Here is a 24,931-nt window from a genome sequence, read left to right as displayed (position 1 = left end):
CAAACTGTAGGAGTGAGCCTGCTCGCGATAGCGGTGTGTCAGGTACATGAGTTTTGACTGATCCGACGCTATCGCGAGCAGGCTCACTCCTACAGGGGATCGGTGGTGTTCTGAAGTGTGTTTTTTCATCCGGGACGGCCCGGATGTCTGTCGAAAAACAGCGGGACGGCCCGCTCCCCCTTCAGGGGTTATGCCATGTTCGAAAAAGTCCTCATCGCCAACCGTGGCGCCATCGCCTGCCGCATCCTGCGCACCTTTGAATCTTTGCAGGTGAAAGGCGTGGCCGTGTATTCCGAAGCCGACGTCGCCAGCCTGCACATCCTGCACGCCGATGAAGCGCACAGCCTCGGTGAAGGCGCTGCTGCCGGCACTTATCTGGCCGTCGAAAAGATCCTCGCCATTGCCAAACAAAGCGGCGCCACGGCGATCCATCCCGGCTACGGTTTTCTGTCAGAGAACGCCGCGTTCGCCGAAGCCTGCGAAACGCAGAACATCGCCTTCATCGGTCCAACGCCCGAACAACTGCGCGTGTTCGGCCTCAAGCACACCGCCCGCGCCCTCGCCAAACAACACGGCGTACCGATGCTCGAAGGCACCGAACTGCTCGACAGCCTCGACGCCGCGCTGATTGCCGGCGAACAGGTCGGCTACCCGGTCATGCTGAAAAGCACCGCCGGCGGTGGCGGCATCGGCATGCGTGTATGCCGATGCGCCATTGAATTAAGCGAATCGTTTGAAGCGGTAAAACGTCTCGGCCAGAACAACTTCAGCGACGCCGGTGTGTTTATCGAGAAGTACATCCAGCGCGCCCGGCACCTGGAAGTGCAGGTGTTCGGTGACGGTCGCGGTGAGGTCATCGCCCTCGGCGTGCGCGACTGCTCGGTGCAGCGGCGCAATCAGAAAGTCCTCGAAGAAACCCCGGCGCCGAACCTGCCGGACGGCATGGCCGATGCGCTGTGCGCGGCAGCGATCAAACTGGCGAAAGCGGTGAATTATCGCAGCGCCGGCACAGTGGAATTCGTTTTCGACAGCGAGGCGCAACGCTTCTATTTTCTCGAAGTGAACACGCGCTTGCAGGTGGAGCATGGCGTCACCGAACAGGTCTGGGGCGTCGATCTGGTGCGCTGGATGGTTGAGCTGGCGGCGGGAGATTTGCCGCCGCTGAGCGACTTGTATCGTGAGCTGAACCCCGAGGGCCATGCGATTCAGGCGCGGTTGTACGCGGAGGATCCAGGGCGCGATTTTCAGCCCAGCCCGGGCTTGCTGACGGCAGTGGAATTTCCACCGGCCAACGGCATTCAACTGCGCATCGATACCTGGGTCGAGGCCGGCTGCGAGATCCCGCCGTATTTCGATCCGATGATCGCCAAGGTCATCACCTGGGCGCCGACTCGCGAACAGGCGCGTGCCGAGTTGCATCAAGCGCTGCGCGAGAGTCTGTTGTATGGCGTGGAAACCAACCGCGATTACCTGCGGCAGATTCTCCTCGACACGCCGTTCGCCAGCGGTGAACCGTGGACCCGTTGCCTGGAAAGTCTGGTTTATCGCGCCAACACTTTCGAAGTGCTCAGCGCCGGCACACAAACCAGCGTGCAGGACTATCCCGGCCGCCTCGGTTATTGGGCCGTTGGTGTGCCGCCGTCGGGGCCGATGGACAGTCGCGCGCTGCGCCTGGGCAATCGCTTGCTTGGCAATGCTGAAGGTGCGGCGGCGCTGGAAATCACCATGAGCGGACCTTTGTTGCGCTTCAATTGTGAAGCGGTGGTCGCGGTGACCGGCGCGCAGATTGCCCTGACGCTTGAAGGTGCAAGCGTGCCGATGAATACCGCCCTGCTGATCCCGGCGGGTGCGACGTTGCATCTGGGCAGCATCAGCGGCGCCGGGGCACGCAGTTATCTGTGCCTGCGCGGCGGTTTGCAGGTGCCGGATTATCTGGGCAGCAAAAGCACTTTCACCCTCGGCCAGTTTGGTGGGCATGGTGGTCGGGCGTTGCGTGCCGGGGATGTGTTGCATGTGCCTGCGCTGGCCGACCGTAGCAGCGGTCAACAACTGGCACTCCAGCACATTTTCAAGTTGCCGGCGGTGCGGCAGATTCGGGTGATTTACGGCCCGCACGCTGCGCCGGAATATTTCACCGAAAATTACATCGGCACTTTTTTTGAAACCCAGTGGGAAGTGCATTTCAATTCCAGCCGCACCGGTGTACGGCTGATTGGGCCGAAGCCGGAATGGGTGCGGGCCGACGGTGGCGAGGCCGGGTTGCATCCGTCGAATATTCACGACAATCCGTATGCCATCGGCGCGGTGGATTTTACCGGTGACATGCCGGTGATCCTCGGGCAGGACGGCCCGAGCCTTGGCGGGTTCGTGTGCCCGGTGACGGTGATTGAAGCGGATCTGTGGCAACTGGGGCAGCTCAAGGCCGGCGATAAAATCCAGTTCATCCCCGTCGACCTCAAGACCGCACGCGATCTCGCCCTGAAATGGGATCTCCCCTGTGGGAGCGAGCCTGCTCGCGAAGGCGATATTTCAGACACATCAGAATTGATTGATCCACCGCATTCGCGAGCAGGCTCGCTCCCACAGGGTTTGATGTCACCTGTAGTGCTGGATTTGGGTCAGGGGGATCGGCGGCTTGTTGCGCGGGTTTCTGGCGACACCCATTTACTCCTGGAAATCGGCGAGCCTGAACTCAATCTTGTTCTGCGCTTCCGCGCCCACGCCCTCATGCAAGCGCTGGAACACAAATCCCTGCACGGCGTGATCGACCTCACCCCCGGCATTCGCTCATTGCAAATCCACTACCAGCCGGAGCAACTGCCACTCGCCGATCTGCTCGGCATAATCGCCGGTGAATGGGACGCGGTGTGCGCCGCCAACGACCTGAAAGTACCGTCACGCATCGTGCATTTGCCGTTGTCGTGGGACGACCCGGCCTGCCAGTTGGCCATCGAGAAATACATGACCACCGTGCGCAAGGACGCGCCGTGGTGCCCGAGCAATCTGGAGTTCATCCGTCGCATTAACGACCTGCCCAATCTCGACGAAGTGCAGCGCACGGTGTTCGATGCCAGCTATCTGGTGATGGGCCTTGGCGACGTGTACCTCGGTGCGCCAGTGGCCACGCCGCTGGATCCGCGCCATCGTCTGGTCACGACCAAATACAACCCGGCGCGCACCTGGACCGCTGAAAACTCGGTAGGCATCGGCGGCGCCTACATGTGCGTGTACGGCATGGAAGGCCCCGGCGGTTATCAGTTTGTCGGGCGCACTTTGCAGATGTGGAATCGCTACCGCGAAGTCGCCGCGTTCGATGGTAAACCGTGGCTGCTGCGCTTCTTCGATCAGATTCGTTTCTACCCGGTCAGCGCTGAAGAACTGCTGCGCATCCGCCGCGATTTCCCGCTGGGCCGCTTCGATCTCAACATCGAACACAGCCAGCTCAACCTCGCCGAGTATCAGACGTTTCTCAATCGTGAAGCCGAGAGCATCAGCGCGTTTCGTGCTCAGCAACAAGGCGCATTCAATGCCGAGCGCGAACGCTGGATCGCCAGCGGTCAGGCGCATTTCGACAGCGAAGAAGCCGTGGCGGAATTGACTGAGGATGCGTCGCTGGCCGACGGTGAACACAGCGTCGACAGCCACATTGCCGGCAATCTCTGGCAGGTGCAGGTCGAGGCCGGCAGTCGCGTCGCAGCAGGCGATGTGCTGGTGATTCTCGAGTCGATGAAAATGGAAATCCCGGTGCTCGCGCCGATGGCCGGGGTGGTGCGCGAGATCCGCGTGCAGCCCGGTTCGGCGGTGCGTGCCGGACAACGGGTCGTGGTGCTGGCACTCGACTGAAGCCAATTGGATAAGGATCAACTCATGAATCTGCAACTCGATGTTCTGCGCCAGGCCTATCGCAATGGCGACACCACACCACGTCAACTGCTGCCGAAACTGCGCGAGAAAGCCGCCGCGCTGAACCCGGATTACCACCTGTTCATCCACCTGCTCAGCGTCGCAGAACTGGAGCCCTATCTCGCCGCTCTCGACGGTCGCGAGCTCGACAGTCTGCCGCTGTATGGCGTGCCGTTTGCGATCAAGGACAACATTGATCTGGCGGGCATTCCCACCACCGCCGCGTGCCCGGACTTTGCTTATGTGCCGGAGCGCTCGGCGACTATCGTCGAGCAGTTGATGGCCTTGGGGGCGATTCCGCTGGGCAAGACCAATCTCGATCAATTTGCCACGGGACTCAATGGCAGTCGCTCGCCGTATGGCGCTTGTCCGAACAGCGTGCTGACGGAATATCCGTCCGGTGGCTCCAGCGCCGGTTCGTCGCTGGCGGTGGCATTGGGCGTGGCGAGTTTTGCCTTGGGCACCGACACCGCAGGCTCCGGTCGAGTGCCGGCGGCGCTGAACAATCTGGTCGGATTGAAGGCGAGCAAAGGTCTGATCTCCACCGCCGGTGTGCTGCCGGCGTGTCGTACGCTGGATTGCGTGACCACGTTTACCGCGACGGCGCGTGAGGCCAGTCAGTTGCTCGCGTTGACGGCAAAACTTGATCCGCGCGATGAGTACAGCCGTCGCAATCCATCATGGAATGACGGCTCGGCGTTTGGTGCGCCACGGCCGTTTCGTTTCGGCGTGCCGCGCGCACAGGATCTGGAGTTTTTCGGTTGCGTCGAAGGGCCACTGCTGTTCGGCGATGCCATTGACCGGCTCAAGGCCTTGGGTGGCGAAGCGGTTGAGCTGGATCTTTCGCCGTTCCTCGAAGCTGCGCGTTTGCTTTACGAAGGGCCGTGGGTTGCCGAGCGCTATAGCGTGGCGGGTGAGTTGATGGAGAAAAATCCCGAGGCGGTTTTACCGGTGATCCGCGCCGTACTGGCCAAGGCGCCGGCGGTGACCGGCGTGCAGACTTTCCGCGCGCAATATCGGCTGCAAGCCCTGAAAGCCCTGTGCGATCAGGCCCTCGAAGGCCTCGACTGTGTGCTCACGCCAACCATTGGCCGCCCGGTGACACTCGCCGAACTGCACGCCGAACCCGTATTGCGCAACTCGGAACTGGGTTACTACACCAACTTCATGAACCTGCTCGACTACGCCGCCGTCGCCGTGCCGAGCGGGTTTATGGCCAATGAATTGCCGTGGGGCGTGACGCTGTTTGGCCGGGCGTTTACCGATCAATATCTGTTGAGTCTCGCGGATGCGATGCAGCGCCAGCAGGACCCGACCCTGCCGACACCCACGAACGTTGCGCGCAACGATCGCGCACGCATCGTGGTGTGTGGCGCGCATCTGCAAGGGTTGGCGTTGAACTGGCAACTGACCCAACGAGGTGGGCGGTTGCTGGAATCGACGTTGAGCTCGCCGGATTATCAACTGCATGCGTTGGCCGGCGGCCCGCCGTTGCGGCCGGGCATGGTGCGGGTCAAGGATGGCGGTGTGGCGATTGCGGTGGAGGTGTGGGAATTGCCGAGCAGTGAGTTGGGCTCGTTCCTCACCGGGATTCCGGCGCCGCTTGGATTGGGCAAGGTGCAACTGGCGGATGGGCGTTGGGAGAGCGGGTTTATTTGTGAGCCGTATGGTCTGGAAGGTGCACAAGACATCAGTCATTTGGGGGGCTGGCGGGCGTATCTTGAAACTCGGAACTGATCCGGAAACCAACCCTCACCCTAGCCCTCTCCCGGAGGGAGAGGGGACTGACCGAGGTGTTTGTCAGGTGGTTGTCATTCGGTGAAACCGAGGCGAACTCAGGTTTTGAAATCACCACAATCTAGCTCCCTCTCCCTCCGGGAGAGGGCTGGGGGAGGGAGCGATCCTTCTGACATTCCCTCAACGTCATATCCCCCGCCATTTCAGGCATGAATCCCGCAGTCTTTTCCCGGCCATCCCACTAGAATGCATGCCATCGGGCCACTGCCAACGGAACCGCCATGCCGCTTCGTTCTCCCCTGTACTCGCAACGCTCACTGGTTCTGACGCTGATCGCCCTGCTCGGCGCCGGTTTCCTTGCCACGTCGTTGCTCAGCTACTACGCCTCCCGCGCGTCGATCCGCGACAACATCGTCAACACCGAACTGCCGCTGACCTCCGACACGGTCTACTCGGAAATTCAGAAAGACCTCGTCAGGCCGATCCTGATTTCCTCGATGATGTCCCGGGACACCTTTATGCGCGACTGGGTGGTCAACGGCGAGCAGAATCCCGAGCAGATGACTCGTTACCTCGACGAGGTCATGACCCACTACGGCGCCTACACCGCGTTTTTTGTCTCCAACGCCAGCCACACTTACTACCACGCCAAAGGCGTGCTCAAGCAGGTCAAGGTCGATGAACCGCGCGACGCCTGGTACTTCCGTGTGCGCGACATGAAGGATCCGTACGAGATCAACGTCGACCCGGATCTGGCCAACAAGGACAACCTGACCTTCTTCATCAACTACAAGGTTTACGACTACCACAACCGCTTCATCGGTGCGGCGGGTGTCGGTCTGACCGTGGACGCCGTGATCAAGCTGATCGACAAGTATCAACAGCGCTATCAACGCAGCGTGTACTTCGTCGACACCTTTGGCCGACTGGTGTTGACCGGCGCCGAAGGCGGTCCGGAAGGCGCGCACATTGGCCAGAGCCTGAGTGAACTGGAAAGCATGAAGAGTCTGGTCAGCCAGTTGCCGAAACCGCACAGCGGCAGCTACGAATATTCCGCCCACGGCCAGGGCCATTTCCTCAATGTGAGGTTTATCCCGGAGCTGAACTGGTATCTATTCGTCGATAAACGCGAAGACGGCGCGTTGAGTGAAATCCGTCAGTCGCTGTACCTGAATCTGCTGATCTGCCTGCTGGTGACGCTGATTGTCCTGGCGTTGCTCAATCGCGTGATCAAGCGCTATCAAAGCAAAATCCAGGCGCAGGCCATTCTCGACAGTCTTACCGAACTGCCCAATCGCCGTGGCTTCGACATTCTTGCCGCACAAGCCCTGCACGAAGCGCAACGCGAGACCAAACCGCTAACGGCATTGCTGCTCGACCTCGATCATTTCAAGGTATTGAACGACACCTACGGGCACATGGCCGGCGATCAGGTGTTGATCGGTTTTGCCCGCGACCTGCAAAGTTGCCTGCGCCACGCCGACATTGTCTGCCGCTGGGGCGGTGAGGAATTTATCGTGTTGCTGAAGGACACCGACGGCGACACCGGTCAGAAAATTGCCGAAAAGATCCGCCAACACGTCGAACAGCACAAATATGCCTACGACGGCCACCGCCTCCATCTGACGGTGAGCATCGGCGCCACCACCCTGCAACGCGATGACACCTTGCACAGCCTGCTGTCGCGGGCCGATCATGCGATGTACCGAGCCAAACAAACCGGCCGCAATCGCACCTGCGTGGAAATGCCTCACTCGACTTATGCCTGATTCCGACGTTAAACCCGACCACTGCCCGGCCTGCGGCGCCCGCAACGATTGTAGCCTTGCCGACCCGCGCACCGCCGACCGCGAATGCTGGTGCTATGGCGTCAGCATCGACCCGGCCGTGCTTGAAGCACTGCCGCCAGAACTGCGCAACCAATCCTGCCTGTGCCCGCGTTGCGCGCAGGTCGAGGCGCAACTGCAAGCGGCCAAGCGGCCGATCCCGTAAGATGCGCGCCCCTTCATTCATCGAACACTGAACATGCGCGTCGACCGTTTCCTCAGCAACCTGCCCCGCTACAACCGTCAGCAGGTTCGCCTGTTGCTGGTGGAAAAACGCGTGCGGATTGACGGAAAAGTCGTCAGCGACCCGCACAGCGAAGTGCTGGAATTCAGCCGTGTCGAAGTCGATGACGAAGTCCTGCAAAGCGGCAAACCGGCGCGCTACTTCATGCTGCACAAGCCGCCGGGCTGCGTCAGCGCCACCCGCGATCCGCAGCATCCGACCGTGCTCGACCTGATCGATGAGCCGGACAAGGACGATCTGCACATTGCCGGGCGCCTGGACTTCAACACCACCGGTCTGATGCTGATCACCAACGACGGCGCGTGGTCGCGACGCCTGACCCAACCTAAGACCAAACTGCCGAAGGTCTACTACGTCGAGACCGAGCAGGAGATTGGCGCGCAATATGCGAGCACTTTTGCCGAGGGCATCTACTTCGCCTTCGAAGACCTGACCACGCAGCCAGCGCAACTGGAGCTGCTCGGTCCACGCTCGGCGCGGTTGAGCATCGTCGAGGGTCGCTACCATCAGGTGAAGCGGATGTTTGGTTTCTTCAACAACAAAGTCCTGCGCCTGCACCGCGAATCGATGGGCCCGCTGCTGCTCGATAACGCGCTAAAACCGGGCGAGTACCGCGCTTTGCGCACCGAAGAGATCCATTTGTTCTAAGCCGGCGACCGCTCAGCAGAAGTTGTCGAACAATTTACCAACGGCACTTGCGTGATCCCGACTCCCCTGCTTGAATCAGGACGTCGGCCAGATTGTGACCGACGAGTCACAACATACTTCTAAGAAACTTTTTGCCGGTCGTAAGCCCCAAGGGCTTCGCCTCAGCCGACAAACTGCCCGCCAATAACAATACCCGTCGACCGCAGTCATGGATCGACATGGGCCAAGCAAATTCCAGGCGTATGCCTACCTGTCACAAAGCTCGTGCAATCTCTATTTGCGCGCATACCCGCTTGCTTGCCAGGAGTCTTATGACATGAGGCCAGAAATCGCTGTGCTGGATATACAGGGTCAGTATCGGGTTTACACGGAGTTCTATCGCGCAGACGCCGCAGAAAAGACCATCATTCTGGTCAACGGCTCGATGGCCACGACTGCGTCGTTTGCACAGACTGTGAAAAACCTGCACCCGCAATTCAACGTGGTTTGTTACGACCAGCCCTACGCGGGTCGGTCAAAAGCCCACAACCGCCACGAGAAACATCTGACGAAGGACGTCGAAGGGCAGATTCTGCTCGAGCTGATCGACCACTTCGCCGCCGAACACGTGCTGTCGTTTTCCTGGGGCGGCGCCGCGACCCTGGTCGCCCTCGCCCAGCAGCCACGGCGCATCGAACGGGCGGTGATCAGTTCGTTCTCGCCAGTGATCAACGCACACATGCTCGATTACCTCGAACGCGGCGTCGACTACCTCGGCCAGCGTGACGGCGACCGCGTCGGCCATCTGGTCAACAACACCATCGGCAAACACCTGCCGTCACTGTTCAAACGCTTCAACTACCGTCACGTCAGCAGCCTCGCCGAGCACGAATACGGGCAGATGCACTTCCACATCAGCGACGTGCTGCACAGCGATCGGCAGTGCTATCTGAATGCAGCGAAAAAGATCAACGTGCCGGTGCTGTTTCTAAACGGCGAATGGGACGAATACACCGCTGCCGAAGATGCACGCCTGTTCGGCAACCACGTGGCGCAGAGCACGTTCACCACGCTGCAAGCCACCGGGCATTTTCTCGACATGGAACACAAGGCCGCGTGCCGCGATAGCCAGAACGCCTTGCTCGGCTTTCTGAAACCGGCGCAGCAGACCAGCCGAACGCGTTACTCGTTTGTTCAGGATCAACATGCATTGGCTATTTGAAAGGGTGTCGTCGCGAGCGAGGCTGTGGGGCTGGGATTTTGCTTTTCTCACCGCAGTGCTCGCCCGCGATTGACCGTTTTCAGTGATTCAAAGCGTTCATGAGTAAAAGAAAAACTTCAAATCCGTGGCCGAGTCTGGTACAAAGTCAGCCGCTCTGAGCGGGTATAGTTTAATGGTAGAACAGTAGCTTCCCAAGCTTCCGACGAGGGTTCGATTCCCTCTACCCGCTCCACTCGAATATTGGTCTCACGTTGGTTTTTTTGACGGGGGATGCAGGGATAGAAAAAACCGGCCTATAGGGCCGGTTTTTTTGTGGCTGGGATTTGAGGTTGGCCAATTGGGCAGTTCGGAACCTTTCAGAAACACTCCGCTAGTTGAAGATGCGCTCTCCCCCTGTACGCTTTTGTTCTCTCTAACGACAATCCTTGAGAAGCGTGCGAGGCACGAAATGGTGCCCATGCTCGGGATCTATGACGGGGCAATTCCATGACAATCGGATTCAAAGGGGAGTACGCAAGCCCATTCGCAGACTTCATCCGTAATGCGAAATCCCATGAAAAAAAGCGTGTTTACCGTGAAGTGCTGACCGCAGCTACCAAGAAGCAGAATGAGGTGATGCTGGCTGCATGTAACAAGCATTCGGCGGTTGGTGCAGTTTCAATGCGCAGGCTGAGCGACGTGATGACTTCAGGGGATTTCTCCCGTTGTGATCAGATTCAAGAATTGCTCTGAGTTGATGATGAAAGCTCCAGCCTCAAGTGCCTTGGAAACTTTGGTTGGCCCCGCATTTTCACCATAACAAAGAAACGTCAGCGTCTTGCCTGCCGTACTCATGACCTTCAACCCATATTCCAGTGCCTTTTGCTCAAGCTCAGCCCGTTGTGCAGCTGCGAACCCAGTGAAAAGAATTTGATTGATCCTACCCGGTGACATTTTCGGATCAGGCGTTTGCGAAGCGGCTTCTGAAGCAACGAGCGCCGGTGGCTTTCGATCGTGCTGAAGCCTCGGAGAAGGAGGAGCGGCCTCCTTTAAGAGCAGCTCAGCCCCAAGCAATACTTCGATGATGCGATCCTTGCGATAGGTTTTAGGAAAGGTATCGCTGGCCGATCGTCCTTGAATGTAAACCGAATTCTCTGACCATTGAATCAACTCCCGCTGACTTAAATCGCCCTTTGCATCTCTATAGCTGAATTTTAGAGTCGACATCCGTTTCACTCCCTTCTGACGATCACATGGGCAAATTCCATGCATAACTACGCTGGCTATATCGAGAGGTGATTTCCTTTCAACAGGCTCGTTGAGGGTCATGACCTTCGCCCATTAGAGTTCAACGTTAGCAGCCCGAGCAGTGACGTCAGAAAAAGATGTGTTCCATTATTTTGCAGCGGAAGATCGCCACATGAACATAAGCAAAACCCGGTAACACACCCACCTCACCATCGCTTCTGCCTTACCTAGACTGCGCTAAGCGACCCCGCCCGTCAGAGGACCACTACCGACCGGTGGTTATAGTGTTGATCATATTAATCCAGTGGGCATAGTACCCACCAAGCACACCACAGGGAGGTGTTGTGAATAGCCGTTTTTTTAATCGGCCAACTCGTCGCAGACGGTTGGTATCTGGTAAGGATCAAAGGAAGTCACCATCACTTCAAGCATCCGAGCAAACCAGGACTGGTCACCGTGCCACATCCAAAAAAGGATCTGCTGAAGAAAACGGCCATCAGTATTTTGCAGCAGGCGCTGCTTTGACTCTCTGAGTCAGTTGCGCCATGGAGGACAACGAATATGCTCTACCCGATTGCGATTTCAATTGGCGATGACCATCACGCCTGGGGTGTAGAAGTCCCGGACATTCCTGGATGCTTTTCCGCCGGAGAGGATCTGGACGATGCCGTCGCCATGGCTCGCGAAGCCATCGAAGGTCATTTCGAGATTCTGGCGGACGACGACGCCCCCATTCCAGCGGCCAGCAAACTGAGCCTGCACGTGGCCAACCCGAAATACGCCGGTTGTGCATGGGCCGTGGTGGATATCGATGTGCTCAAGTATTTGGGCAAAGCCCAGAAACTCAACATCACTTTGCCGGGGCATTTGCTTAACCGCATTGACGAATATGTGTTGCACCACCCGGAAGAAAAAAGCCGCTCCGGCTTTTTGGCGTCGGCGGCTTTGAAAGTTTTGCAGCAGGGTTGAAACTTGTCGCGTCAACCTGTGCTGAGCTCATCCTACGCATTAAACCTAATTACATTTTCCTGTGAGTTAAATGATATTTTTAGGTTTAATCCACAGTATATTGTGTACTGAGAATCAAAACTGAACGCCGACGGTACACACGACATGCTGGATTTAAGCCTCACCACCGCAAGCGAGATCGTCAAACGGATTTGCCAACGCCTGCGCACAGAACGATTGGCTTTGGAGATGACACAGGCAGACGTGGCCGCTCGCGCGGGCATTGCGACGAATACGGTGTCAAACCTTGAAGCCGGTCGTAATGTGAGTTTCGACAACATGGTGCGAGTGGCGATGGTTCTCGGGCGCGAAAAGGAACTCGAAGGGTTGTTTCTGCCAAGGCTCGAAACTCTGGACGATATCATTCGCTACGAAAAAACGGCCAAGCGTCATCGCATCAAAAGGAAAGCCGACAATGCTTGAACAAGTTGACGTCTACTACGCGGGCTGGGGTGAACGTTGGCGGTGGGGCACACTTGCTACGACGAAAGCCCTGACCGGTCGCCCGCAGGTCATGTTTGAGTACAGCGATGAGGCAAAAAACAGAGGGCTGGAACTCTCGTCCTTGAGGCTTCCATTACAGGGGGCCAGGTTAAACCGGGATTTCCCGTCACATCAGTTGGGACTGCCTGGGCCGGTTTATGACTCGCTGCCAGATGGCTGGGGCATGTTGCTGATGGACCGATTGTTCAAACGTCGAGGCCTCAACCCAGCGCGCATAGGCCCCTTGGAGCGGCTAGCCTACATTGGCAACAATGCCATGGGGGCCATGTCGTTTGAACCTGTTGCACCCGAGGCGCTGGAACCGCAACTGCATGTTCCCATCGAGTTGCTCGCGTCCGAAGTGCAGGAAGTACTCAAAGGTAAAGGTGGAGAGCTTCTCCAGAAGCTACTACTGATCGGAGGTTCTCCACAGGGCGCCCGACCAAAAGCGCTGGTATATCGCGATCCGCACACTGATGCCTTTACTACGGCTGCCACTCCCGGTTTCGAAGCCTGGTTGGTGAAATTTCCGGCTCAGCAAGAACATCCCGAGGTGTGCGCCATCGAAATGGTCTATGCCGAATGTTTACGCTTGTGCGGTATCCAGACTCCTGACACTCGTTATTTCAGCCTGTCTGAGGGAATGGCCGCTTTTGCCACCAAACGCTTTGACCGACAAAACGACTTGCGGGTGCCCATGCAGAGTCTTGCAGCCTTTACCGGTGCGGATTTCAGATCCCCCGGGGCGCTGGACTACGTCAACTTCCTGCGTGCGACTCATAAGTGCAGCAATGACGTACGAGAGAAAGCCGCAGCGTTTGAGCGGGTCGTCTTCAATGTCGCATTCAACAACCGAGACGACCATCCGAAGAACTTTGCTTACATCATGTCGCCTGGCGGAGACTGGAAATTAGCGCCGGCCTATGACGTCACGTTCTGCGAGGGGCCGGGAGGCTATCACCAGATGGACGTGATGGGTGAAGCCTTGGAAATTGGAAGAGAAAACCTGCTCAACCTTGCAGTAGAGGCTGAAGTAAATGCCGCTACGGCCGCCGACATCATTGACAGATTTTGCGTGGTAGCTAGCCGATTCTCAACCATGGCTGAAAGTCTGTATCCGGGTGTGATCACCCAGGAAACCTTGCGCACCATTCAACAACGCATCGACCAAAACATCGGGCTACTTGCCTGAGTTCGTGCTGCCAGTTAGCAGTCTCGAGAAACCGGCGCTAATTGGCCGGTTTCTTTGGCTTCTTAAAGCGTTAGGGTTAATCCGCCGGCACAACCTTATCCAGTGCCTGATTCACCGCCAATTCGCCCAACATGACAACCTGCGCGATGCCGAGTGCGGTCTTGCGGTGTGAGGTGTCCAGCAGCGCGGCGAAGTTATTGAGCATGGTGGTGGCCGAGCCGAGGGTTTCGCTGGCGTTGGCGAGCAGGGATTCGGTGTCGTATTTCGGGTTGGCGAGGTACATCGGTTCGGGTTCGTGGGTGGAACCCATGATTCTGGCCGTGGGGCTGAGGTAGTGGTCGAGGGCGCGTTCGGCGGCTTCGTGGAATTTCTTTGAGTTGGGTGATTCGTAGGGGGATGCCGGATCGGTTTCCGGCGGATTGGGCGTTACTTTGAACATTGGATTGAGACCTTTTAGTAAGGCCGCAACCGATCTCGCTACTAAACGGATGGGTGGCAGCTGTGCGCAAGTTAGTAGACCGGACCCCAATCCAAATCCGGCGCACCCGAGGGCGCCATGCGCACAGCCGCCATCAGGTGCAAGCATTCGCCTGACTGAGTGGTACTCATGCAGCTATTTAGATTGAGGATGCCGAGCTACTAAACCCGATCACTGGAAATCAGTGACGCGAACCAAGTTACCGACCGCCTACCAAGCGCACAAGCCGGCGGATTCTGGCGTAGCGGTAGGCAACGGCGCAAGGATTTGTAGGCTTCAGGACGTAACACCGAACACTTATAAACACTGGCCACCGAGTGCGTTTAAGCAGCAAAAAACCTTGCAGAATTTTCTGACATTACAGATCCACAACACTCCATCGATTTTCACCTTCGTCTCGACCGACTAGCATTTCCCTATCAACCACCACCCTCCCCCTGCGCGGCCATCGACGAATACGTGCCATCACTTTCGAGGGATTCCACTCGCGGCCACTTTGCCGCTGACGATCGAACTCAAGAGAGCATTTCACCATGACGCAAAACATTTACGACGATCCCGAGTTTTTTCAGAGTTACAGCCAGATGAACCGCTCCATCGGCGGCCTCGACGCGGCGCCGGAGTGGCCTGCGCTCAAGACGCTGTTGCCATCCATGCACGGTTTGAATGTGGTGGATCTGGGCTGCGGTTATGGCTGGTTCAGCCGTTGGGCCATTGAGAGTGGCGCGGGGAGTGTGTTGGGGCTGGATGTCTCAGAGAAGATGCTGGAGCGGGCTCGGGCTACCACGACGGCGGCGAATATTCGTTATGAGCGCGCCGATCTGGAACAGCTCGATCTGTCCGCCTGTAGTTTTGATTTGGCCTACAGCTCACTGGCGCTGCATTACATCAAAGATTTGCCGGGGCTGTTTGCGCACCTGTACGCGGCGCTGAAACCGGGTTCGCACTTTGTGTTTTCCATTGAGCATCCAATCTTCATGGCGCCGCGTAATCCGGGCTGGTTGATTGACGGTGAAGGGAACAAGCGTTGGCCGCTGGACAGCTATCAGTTGGAGGGTGAGCGGGTTACGAACTGGTTGGCCGAGGGCGTGATCAAGCAGCATCGTACGGTCGGGACATTGCTCAATTCGCTGATCGATGCGGGGTTTACCATTCGTCATGTCAATGAATGGGGGCCGAGCGATGCTGAAGTAGCGGCGCAACCGGCACTGGCGGAAGAGCGGGAACGGCCGATGATGATGTTGGTGGCTGTGCAGAAGCCCTCACCCTAACCCTCTCCCAGAGGGAGAGGGGACTGACCGAGTTGTTCTCTAGGGTTACGCCGACCTGAAATATCGAGCCGAACTCCGGTTTCGAATACAACACCGGTCGGCTCCCTCTCCCTCGGGAGAGGGCTGGGGTGAGGGGCCCGTCCGAAAACGCACCCGAAATCTCCAGCCGAACAACACGTCCGGCTCATTTCAGCGAGTCGCGACAATGAATAACCGTGGAAATGGCAACAGCACCGAACCATCCGCCAATGCCGGATAAGCCTTCTCAACCTCCGCCAGATACTGCTCCAGGTACTGCGCCTTTTCCGCCTCGGTCAGCGGACTCAAAAACGGAATCAACCCGCTGCCCTTGAACCACTCCACCACCCCCGCCGCCCCGCCAGTCAGCTGATGGTGGTAGGTGGTGCGCCACACATCGACCCGCGCACAATGTGGCCGCAGCATCGAGAAATAATCGCCGGCGCTCGCCATGTCGGTACGCTGGCCCGCTGCACCCGCGAGTTTGCTGGCCCAAGGGCCATTCGCGGCGACTTCACGCATCAAGCGGTGGGAGGGTTCATTGAGGTTGTCCGGCATCTGGATCGCCAGACTGCCACCGGCCGACAACTTGCTGGCCAACGCCGGCAACAACGTCGCGTGATCCGGCACCCACTGCAACACGGCATTGGCGAAGATCACATCGAAGGGGCCTTCATCCGCCCATTGATCAATCTCCGCCACATCGAACTGCAACGGCGGCAAGCGCTTGCGTGCTGCATCGATCATGTCCGCCGAACTGTCCAGCCCGCTGACTTTCGCCCCGGGAAAACGCTGCACCAGCAGCTCCGTCGAGTTACCGGGACCACAACCGATATCGACCACAGTTCGCGCGTCAGACGTGGGAATCGCCGCCAGCAGATCGCGGGCCGGGCGGGTGCGTTCATCTTCGAAAGCGACGTATTGTTTGGCGGACCAACTCATTGCGTTCTCCTGTCGGGGACATTTCAGCGGTTCGTCACGATACAGGGTGCGCAGCGAGCAGTTCCACAGCGGCTCGATTGCAAACGGTGTCAGACCGTCCTGCCTGCTTATAGCCAATAGGTCGGACCTTATGGATTCGACGACCGTCCGTCGAGCCAGACAAAAGCGATTTTGACAGCTAAAAAATCGTACCTATAGTCAAGGAGCGGCAATCGGAAGGAACCCGAATCAGTCGATTTCGTGCAAGGAGCACGGCCTGTTCATTTCTCGTGATCAGTGGGTTCCCCCAGTAGTGTGCTGGCAAAAGCCATACGGCAAGCAAGCGTCGTCGTGCCTGGATTGCAGTCCGACGTTCACTATGAAAAAGGAGCATCACCATGTCTCGAGTGACGGATATTCTGGTTTCCATCGACACCGAAACCATTCTGAAAAAGTATCCAAACATCAGCAAGGATCCGAAGAATCCCACGCTGATCGATTGGAAACATGTGTACATGGTCACCAATCAGGACAACGTCGTCAGTGGCCAGGCCGGTGGCGAACTGGATCTCAAGGCTCAGGTCGGCGATCTGATCCGCTGGCGTGAAACCAGCCTGTCGCAGAGCTTCGAACAGGCGGTGATTTTCTACAAATTCGTCCCCAACGCCGGAGAGAACCTGATCTCGCCGCCCTCCCCGCGCAAGGCCACAGCGTGCGTTGCTGTGCCCAACACGAGCAATCCATCCGTACCAAGCTGCCAGAAAGTCGACAACCACTATTGGTCATCCGAAACCCTCGACTGTGGTCGCGTGACCTATCACTTCCACTTCCTGATCGTCGACCGCAACTGCCAGATCATCGGCTGCTGCTCGTGGGATCCGTTCATCTCCATCCATAACTGATGATGTGTCGAGCCCTTTGGGTAACAAGGGGCTCGACCGATCCGCTGCCGCTGCGCCCGGAACAGGATGTCTTGCCTTGACCGAAGCGGCTGTCGTCTTGTGCCAACATCATGAAAGGAATCCATGATGATCAGCGAACCGATCCCTTCACCCTCATCCGCCGTCACCGACGCACACAATGTGTTGCTGATCGTCGATGCCGAATCAGTGCTGACGCGTTATCCGAACCCAAGTCTGGACGCTGCCGCGCCAACGAGCATTACCGATGGATTTATCTTTTTCGCCATAGGTAATAACTCGAAAGAAATAGCCATAAATGACAGCACAATAACAGTCCCGGTCGAAATTGGCCGCGACCTGCACGTCCGTGGACGCTCCGTCAGCCTGATCGCCGAACACAGTATGGTTGTGTACCGCATGACAGTGGCTGACAGCGGCGTGCTTTCCGAACCGAACCTGCAAATTCATACCAACCTGACGGTGCCCGCGCCCAACCCGGACGACCCGACAACACCGGGCAGCCGACAGGCTGATGACCATTTCTGGACCTGCACGCCGAAGAAACCCGGCGACGTGCAATGCGAACTGAGTTTCATGCTGGTCAATCAGCAGTGTGAGGTGGTGGGTTACTTCCACTGGACTTTAGGACTGAAAATCACGAACTAATCGACAAAAAACCGGCCCTTAAGGCCGGTTTCATTTTCAGTCGTAATAGCCGACCGTTTTTTTCAGATGATCCGAATACTCGTAGATATCATCCACAGAGCTAATCGGATGACGGGTCTCATTTTTTTCCTCATCAAATATACCGATGTACTTCTGTGACCGATTGAAATGCAGCCGGCAGATTGGTTTGCGATTGTTGTCATCCAGCAGTATCCCGAAATAACTCTGCGTATCACGCTGAACGATTCGCTTGGCATCGACCACCGACCGGACCAGCGCGCGAACGATGTGGTAGCCCTCAAGCTCTTCCAGAGTTGTCAGAACCTTGTCATCCGACTCATCTCGCGGATCTACTGGATCTGTCCCGGTAGAGGTGGACGGCAAGGACGCCAATGCTGGTTGAATGGCACCACTCATTGCCGATTTGAGGCGATCATTGATCTGGTCATTCAAGAACTGCACAACGGCTTTTCTCGTCAGCTCATGAAACTGCTCACGTACTTTTTGAGTGATCACACCGTCGTAAACGCGGGAGGCAAATACCTTCACAAAGTCATCATCCGGCTTGCTGACCTGAGCTGCGATAACCTTTTTGATTTGACTGACATATTTCAATTCGCCAGCGGCGTTGATGATCGAGTCCACATCAAAAGCCGACTTCGTCAGCTTGATCAGTTCGGGGACCGAGTACTCATCGATGTCGAGAAGATCCAATTCCAGAAAGGGCTTTTCATCCATCTTGTTTGGCGCATCCAGGTCGGTAAAAAACTTGTAGACCTGACCGTTGGTGAGGATGGAAATTCGAGCGCTGGTGACGTGAAAGTACCGAAACAACTGGGAGGCGTGATTGATATGCAGAGGTTCACCGATCTTTTTGCACTCAATCAAAATCTGTACTTCGCCCTCCTTCATGATGGCGTAATCAATTTTCTCGCCCTTCTTCGTGCCGATGTCACAGACAAACTCTGGCGTCACCTCAGTCGGGTCAAAGACGTCGTAGCCCAACACCGTGCTGATAAATGGCATGACGAACGCATTTTTCGTTGCCTCTTCCGTCTGGATTGCGGCGCTCTGCAACCGTACTTTGGCGGCTAGGCTGGCTAACTTTTCGAAGAATTCCATGAGTGGCCTCTTGCGTGATGTCTGTCCGTGTAATGGGCTACTGGCAATTTGATTGCCACTTGATACTAGCCACAAAACCACACAATGAAAGTTTCGCCATCAGGCGAACTTTGCGCGACCGTGTTTTTATTGAAAGGGCATGGATGTAAGTAGAATTTTCATATCTCCCCCAATGTCTGAATTTCAAGCACTCCCCCAATAAGGAACACCGCTATGAAATTCGCAAAAATCTCCCAGAAGCTCGCGATGGTGGCCGGAAGTCCGAAGACCTTCATGGGAGCATTGATCCTGATCGGGTTGTGGGGGTTGAGCGGGCCGATTTTTCATTACAACGACACCTGGCAACTGATCATCAACACCTCGACCACGATCATCACGTTCCTGATGGTGTTCCTGATCCAGAACACGCAGAACCGCGACACCGACATTCTGCATTTGAAGATCGATGAATTGCTGTTAGTGACCAAAGAGGCGCAGAACGCGATGCTTGGGCTGGAGGCGCTCGATTTGAAGCAGCTGGAAGCGCTGCGCAGGCACTACCGTTCGTTGGGTGAAGGCGAAGTGTTCAATCTGGAGGGGCTGGGCGAGAAGAGCAAGTCCAAGCAGGATTTGAATGAGTGCTGATAAGTTAGATAAAAAGCAAAAGATCGCAGCCTTCGGCAGCTCCTACAAAATCCCTGTAGGAGTTGCCGAAGGCTACGATCTTTTGATCCTGGTTAGCGGCTAGCCTGCAGCGCGCGAGCCATTTCCAGATGACTTTGCAGCTTCGGCAAGGTCTCGTCGGCAAACGCCTTGATCTCCGGCACGTCAGTGGTCTGTGCTTCTTGCTGAATCTGCTCGATAGCCTCTTCAGTAGCTTTGACCTGGCTGGCGGCGTAGGCCTGATCGAAGGATGCGCCTTCGGTTACTTGCGGCATCAATTCCTTGGCCTTGCCGGCCAGTTCCTCACGCGGCGCGACCGGCAAGTCGAGCTTCTTGGCGATTTTCGCCAGGTGCTGGTTGGCCGTGGTGCGGTCGTTGATGACGACGATGGTGTAGTCCTTGACCTCTTTCGATTCGGCTTTGCTGTGGGCCAGACGACTGGCCTCGATGTCGGCCATGCCTTTGGCCGAGGCATCATTGATGAAATCGGCGGGCGACTGGGCAAAAGCGCTGCTGGCACACAAGCCCAACAGCGATGCAAAACTCATGTTGCGTATACGGGTGGCCATCCGGCTCATGGTCGCGCCCTCCTCACTTGCGAAATTCAAGCGGGAGCTTACGCCCCCGCCTCTCAATCAAAACTACCTTTACCGACTACTTCGATTTCTGAGCGGGCTTGCGGCCCATATCTGGTTTTGGCTCTTTGTCGACAGTCGTTGTGGTAGTTTTCCCACCTTTGCGACCCGCTTCAGAGGCCTTGGTTCGATCGTTGGCGAAGTTTCCCGAGTTCGAGTTTCTTGAGTTAGGCATGATTCTCTACCTCTTGGTAATGATCGTGGCGAGCAGGTGCCCGCCTAGATTGAGAATTTTCTGGCCGGCAAAGGTTTAGAAAAGTTGCAGTCGCTGCGACGAACGGCGCCGCTTTACCTACCCTGCCTGAGCGCTTGATTGCGCATCCCTGCACACACCCTCAAGCCTTGTTCGGCATCAGTCCCGGCAGCGCATGCAGCAGCGCGTTGATGGCAAAACCGATGAACATCACGCCGCACAAACGAGTGATAAGCAGCTCATGACGCTGATACAGCGTGCGAACCCGCTGCGCGCCAACCACGCCTATCAGAATAGCGTAGGCCAGCAAGCCACCGAGGAAACTCAGGGCAATCAGCGCCGGCAACATCGACCAGTTGAGCAGTTCGGCGCGGCTCGACAACAGCGCGGTGAAGGTCGCGACCGCCACCGGGTAGGCCTTGGGATTGGTCAGCCCGAACAGAATGCCGTGCCAGAACGGTTTGCGCGCCGCGCCCTGGGGTTCGTCGCCGTTGCGGCGCTGGGCGCGCACCGCGCGCCAGCCGAGCCAGAACAGATAGAGGCCACTGAGCACACCGAGCACATCAAACGCGGTGCTGCCGATTTCGCGGGCGCCGACAATCGCAATCAGCGCCGTGCTGCACCAGACCACATCGCCGAGCAGATGCCCACATAGAAACCCCGCCCCGGCCCGCCGCCCATGGGCAGCGCCGATGCCGAACACCGCCAGTACTCCCGGCCCGGGCGTAATGCCATAAATGAAACCCGAGGCCAGCACGGCCATTAGCAACGATGGAGTCATGGAAAACCTGCAAGCGCCAGAACACGTGGCCGCCAGTCTATAACAGACAAATGTGTCTGATCATGACTCGTCGTAAAAACGCATGCCGGCGTACGGTTTTTGCCGACACGCTGCCAGTCGGGAAGCGAGATCGCCGACATGAGCTTCGAGCTTGTGCCCGTCGGGATCGAGGAAGTAGAACGACGCGCCTTCGCTGCGGTTGTCACGCCACTCCAGTACGTTCGCGGCTTTTAGCTTGTGCACGAAAGCTGAGAAGTCGGCAGCATTGAGGCTGAAGGCGTAATGGGTGTAATCGGCGCAGGATTCACTCGAACGCAGCGGATCAAACGACAAACATAACCAAAGCCCCGGCAGCGAAAGGTAGGCACCGGCGTCCCACGTGGCTTCTACGCGCAACTGCAGCACATCGCGGTAGAACGCCAGGCTGCGGTGCAAATCGTTGACTGCGAGGGTCAGGTGGTTGAGGCCGGTGAGCATCGGGTCAGTACCCTCTGAGGTCTTCGGGGACGATGTATTGTTGGCCGTCGTAAGTCAGGGTGATCTGTTTCTGCTTCAGGCGGGTGGTATTGGAAACGCACTCTTTACCCGACTGGGTGTTTTTCATTTTGCTGCCGCTGGTGGTGACGATCAAATCGGCCAGACCATGATGACTGGAAGGGCCGATCTCGACCGTTCGGCGAATCGTCTTTGTGTAGCCTTCGCAATCATTCATGAACTCACCGTTGCTCTTGGCGACCACCAAGCCCTCCAGCACCGCACGCAACTCATTGCCTTCGCGAATGTACAGCGCCAGATCGGTTTTCTCGTAGGGAATGGCGTGGGAACTGTGCGCGAACTTTGAACGCAGACCGAAAGCCCGAACTTCCGGCGCCAGTCGATAACGGGCCGTGTCGATGCGCAGATCCTCAAAGCGCACGGCATCGGAGTTGTAGGCGCCCGGTTTACGGTAAGTGGCGATGGGGTTGTAAGTGCTGGCGTTGACGATCGAAAGATCCAGATCGAACACCCCGGCATCATCGTCGCCGGCGTCGGCAAGGTAGGTGGATTTGACTGCGATCGCCTGATTCTGCACGGCGGGCCAGACTTTGCAGCGCGACAGGGATTTGCCGTCGAAGTCTTTGGTCTGGCAGGCAGCCTGGGCTTGAGCGGCCATCGTCAAAAGGCCCATCGCGATGAAAGAGCCCAGCAATGTAGTACGCGAGAACATTATTCTTCCTTGAGTAAAAGACATCGGTCTTAGAGGCCTTTGAAATCTTCAGGCATTACGTAGTTTTTGCCGTCATAGCGAAGTGTCGTCAAGACCGGTTTTTGCGTGACGGTATTGGATACACACGCCTCGCCTTCGCCCTCGCCAACAGTCGAGCTACGGATCGTTTTGATAATCAGGTCGGCATAGCCATGGCTGCTGGTCTTGGCCAGAGCCACGGTTCGCGTAGTCTCGTAGCGCTCTCCCGCACAATTGCCATCCCACTCCCCGCCATATTCATAAACCACCAGCCGATTCATGACAGGACGCAGTGCGTTGTCGTCTTTCACATAGAGCGACAACCAGGTTTCATCCACAGGATTCACGCGCGAAGAGCCTTTGAACCGTACTCGCACGCCAAAGGCCTGCAATTGCGGCGCGAGCTTATAGCGGGCGGTATCGAATTTCAGATCATCAAGCGCGATGGCATCAACAGAAAATGCCGAGGGCTGATAAAAGCTCGCTAACGGCTTTGAATCTCCGCTCGCCACCAAGGACAAACGCAGATCGTAAAGCCCTACAGTCCCTGACTCGCCATACACCGGATCGGGCGAGAAATTGGCAGCAGCGGTGAGCGTCAGCCCGGGATACGCCGGCCAATCCCTGCAGAGGGAAAAATCCATCTCATGCGCCGTGGGTGCCGGTGTGCAATCGGCAAATGCCTGCCCCGCCAGCAACCACCCGCACAATACCGCACACCCGATCCAGCCAGACTTCACTGTCACTTCCCGCTCCTTGAGCACTTTTCAGCCGCGCACTATCCCCTGCTGTATCGACCCTTTCAACCGAATCATCAGTAAACCAAAGTGCATTTCCCGCTTGGTAGCGAGAAATCGTTGACGGCGTTGCGGGCGTTGGGGCGATGTTGGCGATTGCCAGGGTGGTGTTGATTCGTGTGTTTGAGAAAAATGGGGTGGCTGTTAACTGATGGAGTCAATCCGTGATTTATCAGTGTCTGGAAGTCAGTCTTCGCGAGCAGGCTCGCTCCCACAGGTGCCGAATTCCAACTGGAGAAATGCGATCACATGTGGGAGCGAGCTTGCTCGCGAAGGCGTCATTGCAGACACCGCAGATCTCAGAACTTGTCGAGCGTGCGCAATTTCTGCGGCAAGCCCCACAGCAACAGTGCCGCAGCGATCAATGCCGCCACGCCAATGACATACAGCGCCGGCGTGGTGCTGCCCGTCAGATCCTTGATCCGCCCGACCATCACCGGGCTGACGATCCCGCCGAATTGCCCGAGTGTATTGATCACCGCGATCCCGCCGGCCGCACCAGCGCCAGCACCGGCCAACAACTTCGGTGGCAGCGTCCAGAAGCTCGGAATCGAAGCAATGATCCCGGCACCCAGCAAGCCGAGGGCTACGATCAAGAACGTCGTGTGGCTGGCGAAAATTCCCGCACTGAAAAAGCCGATGGCGCCGACGACCACCAGCCCGGCGACAAACTTGCGCCGCTCACCGGTGGCATCCGACAAACGCCCGATCACCACCATGCTGATCGCCCCGCAAATGTACGGAATGGCCGTCAGCAGACCGATCATCACCGGACTCTCGGTGCCGGCGCTGCGGATCAATTGCGGCGCCCAGAAATTCAAACCGTAGGACGCGACCTGAATCAGAAAGTAGATCAGACCCAAGGTCAGAAAACCGGGAATCTTCAACGCCGCGAGCAACGAACCACCACTCTTGTGCGGCTCATGCCGGGCGATGCGGCTGGACAGCAGTTTCTTCTCGTCAGCGCTCAGCCAGTGCGCATCCTCGATGCGATCCTTGAGCAGCATCAGCACCAGAAAACCGAGACCGATGCACGGCACGCCGCCGAGCAAAAACAACCAGTGCCAGCCGCGCATTTGCAGCACACCGTCGAGGTGTTCCAGCACCAGACCGGAGAACGGCGCGCCGACCAGCCCGGCGAACGCCGACGCGAGAAACAACATTGAGGTGATGCGGCCACGGAAATGCTGCGGGAACCACAGCGTCAGGTAATACAGCACGCCCGGGGCAAAACCGGCTTCCATCGCGCCGATCACAAAGCGCAGCGCGTAGAACTGCCATTCGCTGTTGACGAACACCATCGCCGCCGTCGCCACGCCCCACGACATCATGATCCGCGCGATCCAGCGCCGTGCGCCAACCTTGTACAGCATCATGTTGCTCGGCACTTCGAACAGCACGTAACCGACCACGAACAACCCGGCGCCGAGGCCGTACGCGGTGTCGCTCAGGCTCAGATCGGTCTGTAGCTGGAACTTGGCGAAGCTGATGTTGATGCGGTCGAAAAAGGCGAACAGGTAGCAGACCATGATCAGCGGCATCAGACGCCAGGCGACTTTGCTGACCAGGGCTTTTTCGGCATCGTGATCGACGGACGGACGCGCGCCCGCCTCCATTACATTGAGGCTCATAGCTTTCTCCAGGCGGACTGCCGGTGGGCGTCCGATTGTTTTTGTTGTCTGGTTATGACGCTCACTGTGGAGCGCTTTTCTGTGGGAGCGAGCCTGCTCGCGAAGGCGGTGTGTCATTCACCGTTGATTTCGACTGACGCGACGCATTCGCGAGCTGGCTCGCTCCCACAGTGGATTGGG

General features: G+C 57.4%; 26 protein-coding genes and 1 tRNA gene. 16 read left to right on the top strand and 11 right to left on the bottom strand.

Annotated elements, in window-relative coordinates:
* The first annotated feature begins 195 nt into the window (after nt 1-195).
* The 8 genes from uca (at nt 196) to PspR84_RS07215 (ending at nt 10,291) form a co-directional block, all read left to right on the top strand.
* Complete coding sequence (gene uca, locus PspR84_RS07250; protein ID WP_160056516.1) at nt 196-3,843, top strand: urea carboxylase; 3,648 nt, start codon at nt 196-198, stop codon at nt 3,841-3,843.
* A 24-nt stretch (nt 3,844-3,867) separates the two neighbouring features.
* Nucleotides 3,868-5,640: an allophanate hydrolase gene (gene atzF, locus PspR84_RS07245; RefSeq protein WP_160056514.1), complete on the top strand. Its 1,773-nt coding sequence runs from the start codon at nt 3,868-3,870 to the stop codon at nt 5,638-5,640.
* A gap of 281 nt (nt 5,641-5,921) precedes the next feature.
* A complete protein-coding gene (locus tag PspR84_RS07240; protein ID WP_160056512.1) occupies nt 5,922-7,409 on the top strand; it encodes a sensor domain-containing diguanylate cyclase in 1,488 nt (495 codons plus the stop codon).
* Nucleotides 7,402-7,632, top strand: coding sequence for a cysteine-rich CWC family protein (locus PspR84_RS07235; protein ID WP_064119704.1), 231 nt, complete (start codon nt 7,402-7,404; stop codon nt 7,630-7,632). Before PspR84_RS07240 ends, PspR84_RS07235 begins: the two co-directional genes overlap by 8 nt.
* A gap of 33 nt (nt 7,633-7,665) precedes the next feature.
* Entirely contained in the window at nt 7,666-8,358 is a 693-nt protein-coding gene (locus PspR84_RS07230; RefSeq protein ID WP_095119132.1) for a pseudouridine synthase, read from the top strand.
* A gap of 316 nt (nt 8,359-8,674) precedes the next feature.
* A complete protein-coding gene (locus tag PspR84_RS07225; protein ID WP_077571505.1) occupies nt 8,675-9,559 on the top strand; it encodes an alpha/beta hydrolase in 885 nt (294 codons plus the stop codon).
* Nucleotides 9,560-9,717: 158 nt separating this feature from the next.
* Nucleotides 9,718-9,791 (top strand) — tRNA-Gly (locus tag PspR84_RS07220).
* A gap of 254 nt (nt 9,792-10,045) precedes the next feature.
* Nucleotides 10,046-10,291, top strand: a complete 246-nt coding sequence (locus tag PspR84_RS07215; RefSeq protein WP_160056510.1) for a hypothetical protein — start codon at nt 10,046-10,048, stop codon at nt 10,289-10,291.
* Here PspR84_RS07215 and PspR84_RS07210 read toward each other — a convergent pair.
* Complete coding sequence (locus PspR84_RS07210; RefSeq protein WP_238785229.1) at nt 10,247-10,867, bottom strand: BRCT domain-containing protein; 621 nt, start codon at nt 10,865-10,867, stop codon at nt 10,247-10,249. The genes PspR84_RS07215 and PspR84_RS07210 overlap by 45 nt on opposite strands.
* A gap of 267 nt (nt 10,868-11,134) precedes the next feature.
* On the opposite strand from PspR84_RS07210, the gene PspR84_RS07205 reads away from it, so the two are divergent.
* The 4 genes from PspR84_RS07205 (at nt 11,135) to PspR84_RS07190 (ending at nt 13,469) form a co-directional block, all read left to right on the top strand.
* Nucleotides 11,135-11,311, top strand: coding sequence for a type II toxin-antitoxin system HicA family toxin (locus tag PspR84_RS07205; RefSeq protein ID WP_160060057.1), 177 nt, complete (start codon nt 11,135-11,137; stop codon nt 11,309-11,311).
* Nucleotides 11,312-11,347: 36 nt separating this feature from the next.
* Entirely contained in the window at nt 11,348-11,755 is a 408-nt protein-coding gene (locus PspR84_RS07200; RefSeq protein ID WP_007911473.1) for a type II toxin-antitoxin system HicB family antitoxin, read from the top strand.
* Between the two features lie 144 nt (nt 11,756-11,899).
* Nucleotides 11,900-12,217, top strand: coding sequence for a helix-turn-helix transcriptional regulator (locus PspR84_RS07195; RefSeq protein ID WP_095119135.1), 318 nt, complete (start codon nt 11,900-11,902; stop codon nt 12,215-12,217).
* Nucleotides 12,210-13,469 carry a type II toxin-antitoxin system HipA family toxin gene (locus PspR84_RS07190; RefSeq protein ID WP_160056508.1) on the top strand — a complete coding sequence of 420 codons (1,260 nt, stop codon included), beginning with the start codon at nt 12,210-12,212 and terminating at the stop codon, nt 13,467-13,469. The genes PspR84_RS07195 and PspR84_RS07190 overlap by 8 nt, the downstream gene beginning before the upstream one ends.
* 76 nt (nt 13,470-13,545) lie before the next feature.
* Here PspR84_RS07190 and PspR84_RS07185 read toward each other — a convergent pair whose 3' ends face one another.
* Nucleotides 13,546-13,908 (bottom strand): DUF6124 family protein, encoded by a 363-nt coding sequence (locus PspR84_RS07185; protein ID WP_160056506.1) that lies wholly within the window; start codon nt 13,906-13,908, stop codon nt 13,546-13,548.
* A 572-nt stretch (nt 13,909-14,480) separates the two neighbouring features.
* Here PspR84_RS07185 and PspR84_RS07180 point away from each other — a divergent pair.
* Complete coding sequence (locus PspR84_RS07180; RefSeq protein WP_160056504.1) at nt 14,481-15,218, top strand: class I SAM-dependent methyltransferase; 738 nt, start codon at nt 14,481-14,483, stop codon at nt 15,216-15,218.
* Between the two features lie 189 nt (nt 15,219-15,407).
* On the opposite strand, the gene tam is transcribed toward PspR84_RS07180, so the two are convergent.
* Nucleotides 15,408-16,178, bottom strand: coding sequence for a trans-aconitate 2-methyltransferase (tam, locus tag PspR84_RS07175; protein WP_160056502.1), 771 nt, complete (start codon nt 16,176-16,178; stop codon nt 15,408-15,410).
* Between the two features lie 377 nt (nt 16,179-16,555).
* Between tam and PspR84_RS07170 the strand changes: the two genes are divergently transcribed.
* Together PspR84_RS07170 and PspR84_RS07165 are read left to right on the top strand one after the other, a co-directional pair.
* Entirely contained in the window at nt 16,556-17,059 is a 504-nt protein-coding gene (locus tag PspR84_RS07170; protein ID WP_007911481.1) for an inclusion body family protein, read from the top strand.
* A 126-nt stretch (nt 17,060-17,185) separates the two neighbouring features.
* Nucleotides 17,186-17,725: an AidA/PixA family protein gene (locus PspR84_RS07165; RefSeq protein ID WP_160056500.1), complete on the top strand. Its 540-nt coding sequence runs from the start codon at nt 17,186-17,188 to the stop codon at nt 17,723-17,725.
* A gap of 36 nt (nt 17,726-17,761) precedes the next feature.
* Here PspR84_RS07165 and PspR84_RS07160 read toward each other — a convergent pair whose 3' ends face one another.
* On the bottom strand, nt 17,762-18,847 hold the full coding sequence (locus PspR84_RS07160; RefSeq protein ID WP_077571499.1) for a type I restriction endonuclease: 1,086 nt from the start codon (nt 18,845-18,847) through the stop codon (nt 17,762-17,764).
* 213 nt (nt 18,848-19,060) lie between these two features.
* On the opposite strand from PspR84_RS07160, the gene PspR84_RS07155 reads away from it, so the two are divergent.
* The gene (locus tag PspR84_RS07155; RefSeq protein WP_123594790.1) at nt 19,061-19,471 is read left to right on the top strand and encodes a low affinity iron permease family protein; all 411 of its coding nucleotides are present in this window, start codon (nt 19,061-19,063) and stop codon (nt 19,469-19,471) included.
* 92 nt (nt 19,472-19,563) lie between these two features.
* Here PspR84_RS07155 and PspR84_RS07150 read toward each other — a convergent pair whose 3' ends face one another.
* From PspR84_RS07150 to PspR84_RS07120, 7 genes are all read right to left on the bottom strand, one after another.
* Complete coding sequence (locus tag PspR84_RS07150) at nt 19,564-20,067, bottom strand: DUF4142 domain-containing protein (protein WP_160056498.1); 504 nt, start codon at nt 20,065-20,067, stop codon at nt 19,564-19,566.
* A gap of 76 nt (nt 20,068-20,143) precedes the next feature.
* Nucleotides 20,144-20,299 (bottom strand): KGG domain-containing protein, encoded by a 156-nt coding sequence (locus PspR84_RS07145; protein ID WP_007911485.1) that lies wholly within the window; start codon nt 20,297-20,299, stop codon nt 20,144-20,146.
* A gap of 160 nt (nt 20,300-20,459) precedes the next feature.
* The gene (locus PspR84_RS07140) at nt 20,460-21,098 is read right to left on the bottom strand and encodes a LysE family translocator (protein ID WP_160056496.1); all 639 of its coding nucleotides are present in this window, start codon (nt 21,096-21,098) and stop codon (nt 20,460-20,462) included.
* Between the two features lie 60 nt (nt 21,099-21,158).
* A complete protein-coding gene (fos, locus tag PspR84_RS07135) occupies nt 21,159-21,575 on the bottom strand; it encodes a fosfomycin resistance glutathione transferase (protein WP_160056494.1) in 417 nt (138 codons plus the stop codon).
* 4 nt (nt 21,576-21,579) lie between these two features.
* A complete protein-coding gene (locus PspR84_RS07130; RefSeq protein ID WP_160056492.1) occupies nt 21,580-22,305 on the bottom strand; it encodes a hypothetical protein in 726 nt (241 codons plus the stop codon).
* A 29-nt stretch (nt 22,306-22,334) separates the two neighbouring features.
* Nucleotides 22,335-23,069 carry a hypothetical protein gene (locus tag PspR84_RS07125; protein ID WP_160056490.1) on the bottom strand — a complete coding sequence of 245 codons (735 nt, stop codon included), beginning with the start codon at nt 23,067-23,069 and terminating at the stop codon, nt 22,335-22,337.
* A 350-nt stretch (nt 23,070-23,419) separates the two neighbouring features.
* Nucleotides 23,420-24,751, bottom strand: a complete 1,332-nt coding sequence (locus PspR84_RS07120; protein WP_160056488.1) for an MFS transporter — start codon at nt 24,749-24,751, stop codon at nt 23,420-23,422.
* Nucleotides 24,752-24,931: the final 180 nt, after the last annotated feature.

This window comes from Pseudomonas sp. R84 (assembly GCF_009834515.1).
In the GTDB taxonomy this organism is placed as follows: Bacteria; Pseudomonadota; Gammaproteobacteria; order Pseudomonadales; family Pseudomonadaceae; genus Aquipseudomonas.
This window is presented reverse-complemented; position numbering and strand designations above follow the sequence as displayed.

Coding starts and splice junctions, on each gene's coding strand:
- PspR84_RS07155 (WP_123594790.1), top strand. CDS start 19,061: ATGAAATTCGCAAAAATCTCCCAGAAGCTCGCGATGGTGGCCGGAAGT.
- PspR84_RS07190 (WP_160056508.1), top strand. CDS start 12,210: ATGCTTGAACAAGTTGACGTCTACTACGCGGGCTGGGGTGAACGTTGG.
- PspR84_RS07140 (WP_160056496.1), bottom strand. CDS start 21,098: ATGACTCCATCGTTGCTAATGGCCGTGCTGGCCTCGGGTTTCATTTAT.
- PspR84_RS07215 (WP_160056510.1), top strand. CDS start 10,046: ATGACAATCGGATTCAAAGGGGAGTACGCAAGCCCATTCGCAGACTTC.
- PspR84_RS07165 (WP_160056500.1), top strand. CDS start 17,186: ATGATCAGCGAACCGATCCCTTCACCCTCATCCGCCGTCACCGACGCA.
- uca (WP_160056516.1), top strand. CDS start 196: ATGTTCGAAAAAGTCCTCATCGCCAACCGTGGCGCCATCGCCTGCCGC.
- PspR84_RS07120 (WP_160056488.1), bottom strand. CDS start 24,751: ATGAGCCTCAATGTAATGGAGGCGGGCGCGCGTCCGTCCGTCGATCAC.
- fos (WP_160056494.1), bottom strand. CDS start 21,575: ATGCTCACCGGCCTCAACCACCTGACCCTCGCAGTCAACGATTTGCAC.
- PspR84_RS07145 (WP_007911485.1), bottom strand. CDS start 20,299: ATGCCTAACTCAAGAAACTCGAACTCGGGAAACTTCGCCAACGATCGA.
- PspR84_RS07130 (WP_160056492.1), bottom strand. CDS start 22,305: ATGTTCTCGCGTACTACATTGCTGGGCTCTTTCATCGCGATGGGCCTT.
- tam (WP_160056502.1), bottom strand. CDS start 16,178: ATGAGTTGGTCCGCCAAACAATACGTCGCTTTCGAAGATGAACGCACC.
- PspR84_RS07235 (WP_064119704.1), top strand. CDS start 7,402: ATGCCTGATTCCGACGTTAAACCCGACCACTGCCCGGCCTGCGGCGCC.
- PspR84_RS07240 (WP_160056512.1), top strand. CDS start 5,922: ATGCCGCTTCGTTCTCCCCTGTACTCGCAACGCTCACTGGTTCTGACG.
- PspR84_RS07200 (WP_007911473.1), top strand. CDS start 11,348: ATGCTCTACCCGATTGCGATTTCAATTGGCGATGACCATCACGCCTGG.
- PspR84_RS07180 (WP_160056504.1), top strand. CDS start 14,481: ATGACGCAAAACATTTACGACGATCCCGAGTTTTTTCAGAGTTACAGC.
- PspR84_RS07210 (WP_238785229.1), bottom strand. CDS start 10,867: ATGACCCTCAACGAGCCTGTTGAAAGGAAATCACCTCTCGATATAGCC.
- PspR84_RS07170 (WP_007911481.1), top strand. CDS start 16,556: ATGTCTCGAGTGACGGATATTCTGGTTTCCATCGACACCGAAACCATT.
- PspR84_RS07195 (WP_095119135.1), top strand. CDS start 11,900: ATGCTGGATTTAAGCCTCACCACCGCAAGCGAGATCGTCAAACGGATT.
- PspR84_RS07230 (WP_095119132.1), top strand. CDS start 7,666: ATGCGCGTCGACCGTTTCCTCAGCAACCTGCCCCGCTACAACCGTCAG.
- PspR84_RS07160 (WP_077571499.1), bottom strand. CDS start 18,847: ATGGAATTCTTCGAAAAGTTAGCCAGCCTAGCCGCCAAAGTACGGTTG.
- PspR84_RS07150 (WP_160056498.1), bottom strand. CDS start 20,067: ATGAGCCGGATGGCCACCCGTATACGCAACATGAGTTTTGCATCGCTG.
- PspR84_RS07185 (WP_160056506.1), bottom strand. CDS start 13,908: ATGTTCAAAGTAACGCCCAATCCGCCGGAAACCGATCCGGCATCCCCC.
- PspR84_RS07225 (WP_077571505.1), top strand. CDS start 8,675: ATGAGGCCAGAAATCGCTGTGCTGGATATACAGGGTCAGTATCGGGTT.
- atzF (WP_160056514.1), top strand. CDS start 3,868: ATGAATCTGCAACTCGATGTTCTGCGCCAGGCCTATCGCAATGGCGAC.